Raw genomic sequence first — 13499 nt, forward strand, 5'->3', positions numbered from 1 at the left:
ACCCTGGAGATGAAGCATGCGGCTCCTTCTGATACATACTGATTTTATCGAGTATGAAGCAAAAAAGCGGACCAGCATGGCCGAAGATACCGACCTGCTGAAAGACTACCAGGAAGAGGCCCTTGCCGTCTTTTCCGCAATCGAAGCCGTTGACGAGGACGACCTGCCCGGCGTAATCGAACAGGCACTCTCTGAGATAGGGCTTGTCGCCGACAAGCTCTCGGTTGAAAATATCGTGATCTATCCTTATGCCCACCTCTCTAACGATCTTTCCCGACCGGATGCTGCTGTCTGGGCGCTCAAGTCCATGGAAGAAGGGCTCCGCGAGATGGGATTTTCGGTTAAACGGGCTCCTTTCGGATGGTACAAGTCATTCAAGATCTCATGCAAGGGCCACCCTCTCTCAGAGCTCTCGAAGACCATCGTCCCATCCGAGGAAAAGGTGAAGAAGGAGAAAAAAACCGTCACCCACGAATTATTCGTGCTCACACCTGACGGTGCATGCCATGAAGCCCGGCAGTTTATGGACGATTCCCCCTTCGGCTGCCTGCTACGCAAGGAGCTCGGCGAGGGTACTCCCGCCGGAGAGGAACCCATCCATGTCGAACTGATGCGGTCGAAAGAGTTCGTGGACTACGAGCCGGCGAGCGATGTCGGCCATCTCCGGTGGCTGCCAAAGGGTAAGCTTATCCGCGACCTCATCGCAGACTATGCACTTGGCTGTGTCCTTCCCTATGGGGCGACCCCGGTCGAGACTCCGGTAATGTACGACCTTGACGACAGGGCCATCTTCGAGCATGCCGATAAATTCGGCGAACGCCAGTACCGGTTCAAGAGCGGAAACCGGAACATGATGCTCAGGTTCGCGGCATGCTTCGGAATGTTCTCGATCATGCGGGACATGCACATCTCTCCAAATACCCTTCCTATGAAGATGTACGAGCTCTCAACCTACTCGTTCCGACACGAGCAGAAGGGAGAGGTGATCGGGTTAAAACGCCTGCGGGCTTTCACCATGCCCGACATGCACAGTCTCTGCGCTGACATGCCCGAAGCCCTTGCCTGCTTCGAAGAACAACTGGCCATGGGCTGGAAAACCGGGGAGGATTTCGGCACGAAACTCGTCGGGGCATTCCGCTGCACAAGGGCCTTCTGGGACGAATATGCCGACTGGGTGAAGAAGATAGTCGCCGATTCAAACGTGCCGATGCTGATCGAGATCCTCTCGGATCGGGTCCATTACTGGGTGGCCAAAGTTGACCTTGCCGCCATCGACAGCCAGGGCCGCCCCATCGAAAACCCCACGGTCCAGATCGATGTGGAGTCTTCGATGAGATTCGATATCAAGTACCATCTTGACGGCAAAGAGGTGCATCCGCCCATCCTTCACTGCTCCCCGACCGGCAGCGTGGAGCGGGTTATCTGCGCCATCCTCGAGAACACCGCCCACCAGGATATTCCGCACCTTCCAGTCTGGCTCTCCCCGGTCCAGGTCCGGGTGATCCCGGTCGCCGAACGTCACCTCGCTGCTGCCGAAGCGGTGGGGGAGCGCCTCCGCAATTCCACAATCCGCGCCGATGTTGATGATCGCGATGAGAGCGTCGGCAAGAAGGTCCGGGACGCCGGCATGGATTGGGTGCCGTTTGTGGCAGTCATTGGGGATGCCGAGATAAGCTCAGGCACGCTCACCGTCACCATCCGATCGAAGTCAAAGCCAAACAAGCCTCATAAGGAGACCATGACCGAGGACGTTCTGATCGAGGAGATCCGCAAGAAGACCTCCGGAATGCCCTTCCGTCCGCTCTATACCCTGGCAACGTTGTCAAAGAAGGCGCGGTACATCTGAGTCTTTACCCAATTACAATATAATCGATAAAAAAGCGAGTGCCGTGAATTTCTAAACCCCGGGTAGCTCTGGCAAAAGATGCCCCGCATCTTCTCTGCCCCGGTTGAGGCTGATGAAACCTATTTTAGAGGGGCCTGATCCAATATTGATTTTCACCAATCCATCTCACCCCTCCCTCCTCCTCCACACAACCACCACCCCCAAAATCACCCCCAACACCGCAACCCAGCCCCCAACACTCGCCCTCATCGGAACTGGCGTCTCAACCGGAACCAACTGTGCATTCAATCGAAAGATTGCTCGCATTCTGAACTAGGGTCTCTGTCTGCCATGCTTCATACCCTTCTTTGGTGATCAGGATCGTGTGAGTCCCCTTCTCAATCGACCCAAGCGTGAGAGGAGTAGTGCCGCGGAAGACCGAATCAACGGAGACCTCTGCAACGGATGGCTCGGATGAAATCGACGTCGTGCCCATGTCCGGGAGAGACGCCTGCGTGGGAGTGGCCGTGAGCGTGGGGGATGGAACAAGGGAGATGAACACGCGGGTTGTCTCGCCACCGCTCACAAAGACGGTTGTGTTCCAGGGTGCATAGCCGGGGCTGCTGATCGAAAGCGAATGGTAGCCCCGCTCGACATCCCGGAAGATGCAGGGGAGTACTGTTGGAATGTTTTTCATCAAGGACTGCAATGGCACCTGCGGGTGTTGCAGTGGCCGCGAGGTCTCCCACGATGGGTTTGGTTGGCAAAACCGTCCCTATGATGATTTCGTCGGCTGGGGTCCCGTTTGGCGTCACGTGGGTCGTGGGCGGGACGCTGGGACTTGCTGATGCCGGGAGGATTCTCCCCTCAATTACACTTATGTAACGGGAATGTCAACTACACTGTGGAATTACGGAAATGCCCCCTGTTGAAGTGCATCGGAACGTTGAGAAACCACTCATAAAGAGCGCAAAACGGAAGGGTAGTACAGTCCTTGGGAAGGAGCAGGACTCCCGCGCTGAGCAACTCTCTGGCATTCTTAAAATAAAAGATCCGCGGATTATCGAAGAGATCGCCGAAAGTGATCTCCTTGCATAGTCTTCAAGAGATTCCCCCCGATACCAGGGCAATTTTTGATACAAATATTCTCGTCTACTGGGTGACCGATCATCCCCGATACGGAAAACTCTGTACAGAGTGCGTGAAACGAGTTGAGAAAGGGGAGATTCAGGGAGTAATCCCGGCAACCATTCTGAATGAACTCCTCCACCGTATCATGATTGCCGAGACGGTTGAGAAGGGGTATGCATGCACCTCCCAGGATGCAGTCAGGGTATTGAAAGAGGATCCTGCAATAATCAGGCATTTGACTATCGCAGGGAATGTATACGATAGTCTGCCAACGATAGGATTTGAGATGATCGAGAATGAACGGGGAATATCAGGCCTCATGTATCATTTCTCAAAAGAACTGTGCCTCATGGCAAAGGATGCGGCAATTGTAGCGTATGCACATACCTTCACTCTCGCTCATATCGTCACGAACGAACGTGATTTTCAGCGGGTCAAATGGCTCACATGCTGGGGTCCTTGAAAAGATAGGAGTATCCCTGCATTTTGTTCCACTCTCCTCCTCTCACCTGTCGATACCATCGACATGTCCCAAACACGTGTCGAAGAAATTGAAAAATTTCGACACGTTGGTCGGCCCTTATCGAGGAGCCTGATGAGGGATTGATTGAACTAAATCCGTTCTTTCCCAATTTTTTTGGGTATCAGAATGTCGGTCCTCTCCAATTCCTTCAGATACCGCGCTTCAGTCTACACAACATTTATCCATCATCATTCTGTTTGTACTTTCACCGTGAGGCATGCTCTGCCCGAATATTTTAAGGAGGAACTAAAACATGGCACACACATCCCCACCCCAGCTTAACAAGGTAACGTATCACAGAATATCCTCGGACTGTAAGTTCCACTGGAAAGAGTGCTTAATCTGATGAATATAATTCGGTTGGTTTTTCCTATGGGGAGTGTACAGTGACTGTGCAGGATCGGAGTTACGTTTTTACAGTAAAATCCTTACACTACCAAAAAATGCAATCGACTATCTTATGATTGTTCATGATTACTATTTACAGAATCACATTTTGTGCGAGGGTATCTAAGCCAGGCCAAAAGAGCGGGACTTAAGATCCCGTCACGGAGGTGTTCGTGGGTTCGAATCCCACCCCTCGCATACTTTTAATCCTAAGGTAGTATGCAGGATGAAAATGAAGATTATCCATAAAAAACTTGAGTCGCAAAATATGTTTTATTGTTAGTAGTAGCAACACCAGTTCCAATTTGAGTATAATCCCATCTTATGATGTTTTTCCAATGTTCCTCGCTCTTTCTCCAATTTTTCATTAATCCTAAAGCAATTCCCTTTTCGGTATTTGGTATAAATCCTGATCCTTTCACTTTGCCAATAGAAATTTGATTACAATTTTCCCCAACGCCGCAGTAATATCCGGCATTGACATCAAATCCCAACCTGATAACTCGGTCGGTTGGATCTTCTCCTTTTAAGTTAATATGGTCGCAATAGTGGTTTTTTGCCATATCTCGACTATGATAGAGAGCCGCCTTTGTGAGGATGGGATCCCGTTTTAGCATTTTTCTGTCGTATTTCACCCGTGCATTATTCGTTAAATAGAAAAGTTCTTGGGAAATTCTTGATAATATTGGGGCCATTTTAATCTCAATGAACAAAAGACAAATTTAATAATAATTTTTTTCCTTTCCATGTGTGATCGCCCCCCATCTTGTAGATCAGGGTGATAGTGTGCCTCTGGTATATTGGGTCCCAATTACGCTGCTGGCCGGTATCGTGCTGAACCTGTGGATTTTCTGGTGAAATGGCCCGGGACAGGGGGTCAGCCCCCGCTGCTGACCGGATACGTGTTCTTGCGATAAGTGCCCTGTTACTAAGCGGGCATCTCTACACCATCCTGACGCGATGTTCCGGTCCTCACCCCGGAAGATCGGAAGATGAATTTACCACCCCGCTTGTCCTGAATTATACGGCAGTTATCCTCGCTTTATGGACGGGTTAAAAAACTAACTTCGCCACTTTTTTCGTAGTTCCATAAAATTTAAACGACTTAACCCAATTCGCCAGAAGCAATATAATCGATCTTAGAAAAAGGATATCCTTTTTCTGGCACAGTCAGGCCACATAGGTATAATACAAATCCATAAGTGGCTTCGTGCAGAATTATCCACAATGCAGTCCTCATTCCGGGAGGATATTCTGGAAACGCTCTATAAAGAGAAAGTGACCGGTGCCCCGGCCACTCCTGTCCAGCGTCTTGCCACATTGCTTGGGCGAGAGGCCAAAGATCTCGATGGAATCCTCAGTAAAATGGAAAAGGACGGCGATCTTGAGATCTCTCCTGACAACAACATCATACTTACTTCCCGGGGAGCAGAAACAGGGGGAAAAATTATGAGGAAACACCGTATCCTCGAATGTTTCTTCTCGGAGATGCTTGGCATGGCCCCTGAGACTGCCGGGAAGGAGGCCTGCACGCTCGAACATAGTATCTCGGACGAGACAATAGAACGGCTGGGGCGGTATATCAGGGGCCCGGGCCGTGGCGGGCCCCGTGGAATGCGACGGGGAAAGCGGTGGCAGGCCCTGACACTTATCGAGGCGGCTGAGGGTGAACACCTCGTCATCTCGTGTGTCAGGTGCCGGGGTCCGGGAAGCCGCCTGAACGACCTTGGCCTTTTCCCTGGTACACCGATATCGGTTGTCCGGAAAATCCCCGGGAATGGAATTGTAATACGGGTAAAAGAGTCGGATATCGCTCTCAGCCCAGAAATTGCCGCATCGATTCTCGTGGAGCGGCCAGGATGAAGATTGGGCTCATCGGAAATCCAAACGTAGGTAAATCACTTATCTTTCACCAATTGACCGGGCTCGGGGTCGAGGTAAGCAATTATCCCGGCACCACCATCGGTCTCCAGAGTGGGAATATCTGTTTTGAGAAGGAGATTATCGAGGTCGTAGACCTGCCAGGCATTTACTCCATCGAAGGAGATACCGAAGAGGAGCGAACCGTCAGGGCGTTTGTCGATTCGGGTGAAGCCGATGTTATTGTGGCAGTTCTCGATGCAGGAAGGCTGGAACGCAATCTCTACCTCATGCTCCAGGTTGCCGAGTACAGGCGCCCGATGCTGGTAGTCCTGAATATGATGGATGAAGCGGAGAGATCCGGCATCCAGATTGATACCCGGAAACTCTCATCGCTCCTTGGTGTCGAAGTTATTCCAACCGTTGCTGTTCAGGGTAAAAATACTGGCACCATCATACCCTTGGCCCTTTCAGCAGCGCGCGTGCCGACTGTAAAAGTTCTCTACGACCACCATATCGAAGCTGCGGCAAAAAGCCTTAAGACGATCCATAATCTGGACTGGGACAAGGCCATTATGGCCCTGCTGGGTCATACCGACAATCCTGATGTCTTAGAAGCAGTATCCGCCCTCTCTGAGGAGATCGAACGGATGCATCGCATGACTGTAGCCCAGATTGTTGCAGGGAATCGGCATCACTGTGCCGAGCGTATTGCCTCTGAAGTAATCCTGTCTCGTCTTCCCAAACAGGGTCCTGATATCGATCGCCTCCTCACCACACGGATTCCCGGAATACCGATACTTGCCACTATTCTTATCAGCATCCTCCTGACGGTCTTCATCATCGGATCATGGCTGGAAGAGGCGATTGTGAACCTTATCGAAAACCTTGTCATGCAGCCGTTTCTCGCTGCAGGATTTCATCCCCTCGCCGAGCAACTCGGAACCTCGATCATCCTTGCCATACAGGCTGGGTTTGGAATAGCCTTTCCGTTTATTTTCACCTTCTACGTGTTCATCGCGTTACTGGAGGATTCTGGATATCTCACCCGCGCTGCATTTCTGGCTGATCGCACTCTTCACAGTTTCGGTATGCACGGGCAAGGGATCATTCCCCTGGTTCTTGGGTTCGGGTGCAATGTCCCGGCAATCATGAGCATCAGGCTCCTGCGGACGCGACGGGAGCGGGTGATCGCGTCATTCCTCGTGACCCTCATCCCCTGCTCGGCACGAACCGTCATCATTGCCGGGCTTGTTGCCGCATTTATCGGGCTCGCTGCAGCGATGAGCGTATACCTGATTGTCATGGTCATCATTCTCATTACCGGGATGATACTCTCCCGGGTCACTCCTGGTGAACAGTTTGGCATGATCCTCGAGATGAGCCCGCTCCGGCGCCCGATCGCAAAGAACGTCCTCCTCAAATCATGGCTGCGGATAAGAGAATTCCTGGTCATAGCCATGCCCCTTCTGGTCGTTGCCAGCATTGTGCTCGGACTCTTCCAGTACTCGGGACTCATGGCCGCATTTGAGGAGTTCATCGAACCATTTTCGATTGCAGTGTTCGGCATCCCCTCCTATGCAACAACCGCTCTCATATTTGGAATCCTGCGAAAGGAGATGGCCCTCGAAACGCTGGTGATCCTTGCCGGGACAGCAGATCTCGGCTCGGTCCTTTCCATGGCTCAAATTTATATCTTCGCCGTGGTCAGTGTACTTTTTATCCCGTGCATCGCAACCATAGCAGTCCTGAAGAAAGAAGTGGGGATAAAGACAGCTTTCGTGGTTTCGGCCTATACCCTCATTACAGGCATCCTTGTCGGTGCGCTCCTCAATATGCTCCTGACATGAAGACAAACACCGGTCAATTACTGCTTTATCCTTCGATGGTGACATCTAATTTGAAAGCCCCGAACGATTGAATCAGGAGTGTGGGTTCTCGTGGGAGGAAGTGACCGGGGAACATTACCAGCAAAGGAGGCAGGATGCTAACGTTTGTGGGTCTTGGGCTGTATGATCTTGGTGACATTCCACTCAAGGGGCTCGACAGTATCAGGAAAGCCGATCACGTCTTCCTCGAATCATATACCTCGCGACTTTCTGGCACAACCATCAGGGATATGGAAGAGCTCTATGGAAAAACGATAACGATCCTGTCACGTGATCAGGTTGAGGTCGACCCCGACTTCATGCTTGGCCTGGCCGAAGAGTTCAACGTGGCACTCCTGATTGGTGGGGACCCGATGGTTTCCACGACCCATATCGACCTGCGGATGCGAGCCTTCCGCCGGGGAATAGCGACACGCATCATCCATGCATCATCCATTTCCACGGCAGTCTGTGGTCTTTCAGGCCTCCAGAACTACCGGTTCGGTAAGTCCTGCTCCCTTCCCTATCCCCACCGGTCATGGATCCCTCTGGCGCCTGCCAAAGTGGTACAGGCAAACCGCGCGTTCGGCCTCCATACCCTTGTCTATCTCGATATCCAGGAAGACCGGTGCATGACCATTTCCGAAGCGGTCGACATCCTTGAAACAATGGCCGGAAAAATTGATCTTTCTTTACCACTTTACGTAGGGATCGCCCGTGCCGGGTCGGAGTCTCCTGTAGTTGCCGCCGGAAACGCCGCGAGAATGAAAGAGGTGGACTTTGGCCCACCTCTTCATATCCTTATCATACCGGCAGAACTACACGTCATGGAACGTGAATACCTGGAGATGTTTGCGGGCTTATGATGTGCCGTTGCCTGGAAGCCCTTGAAAAGCGGCTTGCGGACAGGATGCTCGTCCCTACCGGGAGAAGTATCCTCCATGATTGTGCCCGCGACAGTGTCGATATGGTTCTGGCGTATCACAAGGATGGTCTGGTATTCCTTTCCCGTGGTGACTATCCCAATGCCCTTGCAAGCTTCAGCTATGCGCTGGGATGGATGGATGCTTCTATCTGCCTTGGCCTGATCTCATCGCAGGACTGTGGTATCCCGGTTGTTACACCGCAGCAACGTACTGCTGGTCGGGAGAACATAGCGCTGCATGAGAAAACGTCCCGGTACCGTTCTCTCCTATCACGTGCCCTTGCCAGTCTTGAGCCTGCACCTGAAATGGATACCTGCCTTTCGAAGGGGGGTTTACGGTTTCTTCTCATCGGAAAAATCTTTTATGACCATGGGTCAGGACGCGAAGGAGAAGGGGAGGACGAGATGGCACTCGCCGCCTATAGCTATGGGTTTGGATGGCTCGATGCAGGGATACGAACCGGCCTATTGAAAGTCCTCAGGAACCGGGAACTCTTCACCATATAGAACCACCACCACTCCTCAAAGCGTTTATACTATGCATGGCAATTCCTTATGAATCCCGAAACGGGGGATAAGAGCTGCGTCAATGGAGAAAAATCAAAAGAAATGGCTCTGGATATCGCTTGGCTTTTCTGCGGTGGTCCTTGTTGCAGTTCTCTATTTCACCGTTGATGCTGAAACCGTCACCTACCTGAAACAGCTCAATGCCCTTTTCCTTATCCTTGCTCTCTTTACCCACATTGTTGCTCTGATGTTATGGGCTCTCAGGATAAAATTCATGAGTCGTTCCCTCGGCTACCGGGTTGGTTTTTTATATACACTGAACCTCGTTTCCGCCAATATGCTTGTTGCTGCCATCACACCGTCCCAGGCAGGAGGGGAACCCGTCAGGATTCACGAACTTTATAAAGCAGGAGTTAAGATCGGAGATGCAACCGCCATCGTCCTCACCGAGAGAATCCTCGATGGGATTGTTCTTGGGATGGGTGGCGCATTCTTTATGTTTGTTTTGGGAAGTGAATGGAGACGTATCGGGTCAGCCTTCAGCTACTTCATGTATATCTCCTGGATTGTCATCACTGCATTTGTCGTCCTTTTTATCTATTCTGTAAAAAAGCCAGACCTGCTCAAGAGGATCATTCATGCAGTTTCCGGGCATTTTACACGAAAGTGGGAAAGCAGGAAGATTGAACGCTTCGCCCAATCCATCGATCAGGAAGTTGATAATTTCCATAAGACCCTTACCGATTTCCTGAGCCATGGAAAAGGAGGTCTCATCTCAGGCGGGCTGTTCACCGCTCTCTTCTGGTTCTGCGAGTTTATCATCGTCTCGTTGCTTCTGCTCGGGCTCGGGCAGCCGCCCATCTTTATCGAATCGCTCATCATCCAGCTGGTCATCGCTCTGATCATGATGATTCCACTCACACCGGGCGGTTCGGGAATTGCCGAGATAATGTTCACATCTCTCTATGGCCTTTTTGTCAATTCATCAATTCTTGGTATCCTTGTCGTGCTGTGGCGCTCGATCCTTTTCTATTTCAACGTCCTGCTCGGGCTCATCTCCAGCCTCATCATCATCCGGCGTGAAGCGAGTGGGGCGGGTTGAATAACCCTTATGTGCCCCCCGAACAATCATCAAGTGCGTATGGATACGGTATCATGCAGGGTGAAAGGTGTGTACATGGCCGTTGGCACTGCCGGGGTTTCACCTGCAGTGATCCTGACACTGGGAGACGATACGTGCCTGCCCATCTATATCGGTCTGTGGGAAGCGATGTCGATTCAGGCCGCTCTCAACAACGAGATCCCGCCCAGGCCTCTCACTCACGACCTGTTTGTGGATTTCCTCGAACGATTCAACATCGTGTTAAAAACCCTGGTGATAGACTCAATCGACGATGGGGTGTATTATGCAAACATGATCCTTGAGCATAACCACCACGAAATGACCATGGACTGTAGGCCAAGTGATGGTATCGCTATAAGCATCCGGTGCAAGGCAGGTATCCTGGTCACCAATGAAGTCGCCCGCAGTTCTGCAATCCCGATCGATGAACTCCCCTCGCTGATGGATATCGGGACCTACCTTGCCGGATGATCTATCGCCGGCGTTTAGCAAGCTCTCCGAGAATTTCTGAAAACTCAATTCCTGCAGCTTTGAGGGCCACAAGGAAATGGAACTGGAGATCGGCAGCTTCAGAGACGGTCTGTACATGGTCGCCGTTTTTAACCGCTATGATAAACTCGGTTGCTTCTTCTCCAACCTTTTCCAGGGTCCGGTCAGCTCCCTTCTCGCCTGAAACAAGCCGGGAAATGTAGGATTCCGGTGATGGATGCTCAAACCGGTTGGTGATCGCGGCCCAAAGCTCATCGAGTACAGATACACCATTCATAGGTCACCCTCCTCGACCTTGAGTTCACCCAGTTCTTCACCCCAGAACCTCCTCACGAGGATCCTCGCCTTCTCTATGTTTGCTCCTTTTTTTCCGATAGCTGTTCCAAGATCGCTTCTCTTCATGAGGGTGATGGTGAGCAGCCCGCTCTTTGGGTCTTTTTCAATCCGCGAAATGCTGATGGGGCGGAATATATTGGCGATGAAATCGTCACGGTTTTCCGCATATTCCACCATCTCTATTCGTTTCCCGAGAACGTTCTGCATCCTCCTGATATTTTCTCCCTTCTTGCCGATAGCAAGACCCATGTCTCCCGGCCTGATGATATAGATGATTCTCTCGAATCTCTCATCAATAATACAATCGAGAGCGGTTGCTTTGGTCAGGATCCGGAGTTCTTCGATATATCTCCTCTCCTTGAAACCGGTAGTCCGATCCATTGATGAAATCGAGTATATACTAGTGCGAGAGTTCCTTAAAAGGTATTGGACTGGTTGCCGGGAAAAAGGTCCCGGCTTGTGAAAAGGTATCAGGCAGGCTATGGAGCCTGGGCTGCTCCGGTAACCCGTCCCGGCTCGACAGGCGTCTGCATGGCCGGTTGCTGTTCCGTTTGTGCTGGTTCAGCCGTGCTTCGAGCTCTGCGATGCGGGCTTTCGGTTGGGCGTTTTCTGCTCGCCACTCTGATATGAGGCGATTTTATTCTTCGATGATGGCGAGAAGCGATTGAATATAGGATGCAGGGGTTATTTCGTTGATATGGTTGTTCTGTCGATTTCCTGTTAAAACGGAATTGTACAAGGATCTTGCGGTTGACCCTTAACAGTTACAAAGGGTGAAGCATGAATGGATGCGATGGACAACCCAGGGGTTCGAAGTCATACTAAGACTTATTCTCGTTCGCTACACCTGTCCCTGGTTGTATCGGTGATTTGGTAATGAATGCATGGGGCTCCATGGCCTTTCATCGATTGTGATTAAATCCTCGATTGATACGCGTATTCCCCAGGTTCCATCTTGAGTTAGCAGGGCAGTACAGAGCGGAGACTTCGCCTCACACCCCGGTTACGACAGGCGCCGCCGCCCATGACGAGGCGTTGCCGCGGCGGATCTACGGGTTCACTTTCTAATGACCGAGATACTTGTTAGTTGGGTAACCAAGATCCTTTTTTGTTGATTGAGATCTCAGCCGATCTTGTGCCGGAACCAAATAATTAACCCTGGTTGCAAGAATTTCCAGGAGCATCACCGACCCAATCATCCGAAACCAGTGCAGCCCGGAGAGCTGCCACAACTGCCTTATCCTCATGTCTCACATGATAAGTGAGCATTGCATGGGAGCAACCGTTGTAGAGAAGATATTCTCGTCCAGATGCGGCCGGGTGACCAGTGCAGGACAAGTCGTCATGGCCCCGATCGATGGAGCGATGATCCATGACATCACCGGACCCCTTGCCATCAGGACTTTTTACCAGATGGGGGGCACCAGGGTCTTTGATCCGCGGAAGATCATCATGCTCTTTGACCACCAGGTTCCTGCTGATTCCATTATTGCTGCTGAGAATCAGGCCTTCATGCGGACTTTTGCGGCTGAACAGGGCATCCACAACTATGATATCCGGGAAGGTATCTGTCACCAGGTAGTCATGGAAAAGGGCCTTGCGGCACCTGGAGAAATTATTGTCGGTGCAGATTCGCACACCTGCATGTATGGTGCTGCCGGTGCATTTGCAACCGGAATCGGTTCAACTGATATGGGTTTTGTGCTCAAGTTTGGAGCCCTCTACTTCAGGGTTCCAGAAAGCATCAGGGTTGAAGTCACCGGCCGGTTTGCCCGGAGGGTCGGCCCAAAAGATCTTATCCTCTCCATTGCCCGAGATATCGGAGCGGATGGTGCTACCTACCAGGCACTTGAATTCGGGGGGGAGACCATTACGAACATGGAGATGGATGGGAGGATGACCTGCTGCAATATGGCAATCGAGATGGGGGCAAAGGCAGGGATCGTTCCCCCGGATAATACCACTTATGAATATTTCGAGGGGCGCAGACCGATCAAACCTGTTGACATATCCCCGGATCCGGATGCCATATACCGTGAACATCGGACGTACGATGTGGCCGACCTCGGACCTCAGGTTGCAGTGCCGCACAACGTGGACCTTGCGGTACCGGTCAACGAGGTGGCAGGTACCCGCATCGACCAGGTCTTTATCGGGTCATGCACCAATGGGAGGTTTGAAGATCTGGCAGAAGCAGCGGAGGTTCTCTCCAACAACCGGTTTTCGGATGCGGTTCGGGTCATCATCATCCCGGCATCGCGCGACGAATATCTCAAAGCACTCCGGGCAGGACTGATAGAGAAGTTTGTCATCGCCGGTGCCCTTGTTGAAGCTCCCTGCTGCGGCCCGTGTATGGGAGGAGCATTCGGCTTGCTCGGACCAGGGGAAGTCTCGCTCTCCACGTCCAACCGGAATTTCAGAGGAAGGCAGGGGAGCACAGAAGCGAGGGTATATCTCTGTTCCCCGGCAACAGCGGCAGCCAGTGCGATTTACGGGGAGATCACTGATCCGAGGGAGGTATGAAT

At 51.6% G+C, this 13499-nt stretch carries 14 protein-coding genes, 1 tRNA gene and 1 pseudogene; 12 read left to right on the top strand and 4 right to left on the bottom strand.

Annotation, left to right across the window (positions count from 1 at the left end; translation table 11 throughout):
* The first annotated feature begins 16 nt into the window (after positions 1-16).
* Complete coding sequence (locus tag IPI71_08360; GenBank protein ID QQR70662.1) at positions 17-1846, top strand: threonine--tRNA ligase; 1830 nt, start codon at positions 17-19, stop codon at positions 1844-1846.
* A 262-nt stretch (positions 1847-2108) separates the two neighbouring features.
* On the opposite strand, the gene IPI71_08365 is transcribed toward IPI71_08360, so the two are convergent.
* Entirely contained in the window at positions 2109-2525 is a 417-nt protein-coding gene (locus IPI71_08365) for a PEGA domain-containing protein (protein QQR70663.1), read from the bottom strand.
* 218 nt (positions 2526-2743) lie between these two features.
* Here IPI71_08365 and IPI71_08370 point away from each other — a divergent pair, with 218 nt between their 5' ends.
* The 3 genes from IPI71_08370 to IPI71_08380 all read left to right on the top strand — a co-directional run bounded on the left by IPI71_08370 (position 2744) and on the right by IPI71_08380 (position 4064).
* Positions 2744-2923 (top strand): hypothetical protein, encoded by a 180-nt coding sequence (locus IPI71_08370; protein QQR70664.1) that lies wholly within the window; start codon positions 2744-2746, stop codon positions 2921-2923.
* On the top strand, positions 2916-3419 hold the full coding sequence (locus IPI71_08375) for a PIN domain-containing protein (GenBank protein QQR70665.1): 504 nt from the start codon (positions 2916-2918) through the stop codon (positions 3417-3419). Before IPI71_08370 ends, IPI71_08375 begins: the two co-directional genes overlap by 8 nt.
* A gap of 560 nt (positions 3420-3979) precedes the next feature.
* Positions 3980-4064 (top strand) — tRNA-Leu (locus tag IPI71_08380).
* 41 nt (positions 4065-4105) lie between these two features.
* On the opposite strand, the gene IPI71_08385 is transcribed toward IPI71_08380, so the two are convergent.
* On the bottom strand, positions 4106-4561 hold the full coding sequence (locus IPI71_08385; GenBank protein QQR70666.1) for a CAP domain-containing protein: 456 nt from the start codon (positions 4559-4561) through the stop codon (positions 4106-4108).
* A 532-nt stretch (positions 4562-5093) separates the two neighbouring features.
* On the opposite strand from IPI71_08385, the gene IPI71_08390 reads away from it, so the two are divergent.
* From IPI71_08390 to IPI71_08415, 6 genes are all read left to right on the top strand, one after another.
* Positions 5094-5729 (top strand): metal-dependent transcriptional regulator, encoded by a 636-nt coding sequence (locus IPI71_08390; protein ID QQR70667.1) that lies wholly within the window; start codon positions 5094-5096, stop codon positions 5727-5729.
* Positions 5726-7576, top strand: coding sequence for a ferrous iron transport protein B (gene feoB, locus IPI71_08395; GenBank protein QQR70668.1), 1851 nt, complete (start codon positions 5726-5728; stop codon positions 7574-7576). The genes IPI71_08390 and feoB overlap by 4 nt, the downstream gene beginning before the upstream one ends.
* A 134-nt stretch (positions 7577-7710) precedes the next feature.
* Entirely contained in the window at positions 7711-8460 is a 750-nt protein-coding gene (locus tag IPI71_08400) for a diphthine synthase (GenBank protein ID QQR70669.1), read from the top strand.
* Complete coding sequence (locus tag IPI71_08405) at positions 8457-9026, top strand: DUF357 domain-containing protein (GenBank protein QQR70670.1); 570 nt, start codon at positions 8457-8459, stop codon at positions 9024-9026. The genes IPI71_08400 and IPI71_08405 overlap by 4 nt, the downstream gene beginning before the upstream one ends.
* An 82-nt stretch (positions 9027-9108) precedes the next feature.
* On the top strand, positions 9109-10128 hold the full coding sequence (locus tag IPI71_08410) for a flippase-like domain-containing protein (GenBank protein QQR70671.1): 1020 nt from the start codon (positions 9109-9111) through the stop codon (positions 10126-10128).
* Between the two features lie 39 nt (positions 10129-10167).
* Positions 10168-10620 carry a bifunctional nuclease family protein gene (locus tag IPI71_08415; protein QQR70672.1) on the top strand — a complete coding sequence of 151 codons (453 nt, stop codon included), beginning with the start codon at positions 10168-10170 and terminating at the stop codon, positions 10618-10620.
* 1 nt (position 10621) lies between these two features.
* On the opposite strand, the gene hisE is transcribed toward IPI71_08415, so the two are convergent.
* Positions 10622-10915, bottom strand: coding sequence for a phosphoribosyl-ATP diphosphatase (hisE, locus tag IPI71_08420; protein ID QQR70673.1), 294 nt, complete (start codon positions 10913-10915; stop codon positions 10622-10624).
* Positions 10912-11355 carry a NusA-like transcription termination signal-binding factor gene (locus tag IPI71_08425; GenBank protein QQR70674.1) on the bottom strand — a complete coding sequence of 148 codons (444 nt, stop codon included), beginning with the start codon at positions 11353-11355 and terminating at the stop codon, positions 10912-10914. The genes hisE and IPI71_08425 overlap by 4 nt, the downstream gene beginning before the upstream one ends.
* A gap of 386 nt (positions 11356-11741) precedes the next feature.
* Here IPI71_08425 and IPI71_08430 point away from each other — a divergent pair.
* Positions 11742-11933, top strand: a pseudogene (locus IPI71_08430) (ISH6 family transposase).
* 313 nt (positions 11934-12246) lie between these two features.
* Positions 12247-13497 (top strand): 3-isopropylmalate dehydratase large subunit, encoded by a 1251-nt coding sequence (locus IPI71_08435; protein QQR70675.1) that lies wholly within the window; start codon positions 12247-12249, stop codon positions 13495-13497.
* The last annotated feature ends 2 nt before the right edge of the window (positions 13498-13499 follow it).

This window comes from Methanolinea sp. (genome assembly GCA_016699325.1).
In the GTDB taxonomy this organism is placed as follows: domain Archaea; phylum Halobacteriota; class Methanomicrobia; order Methanomicrobiales; family Methanospirillaceae; genus UBA9949.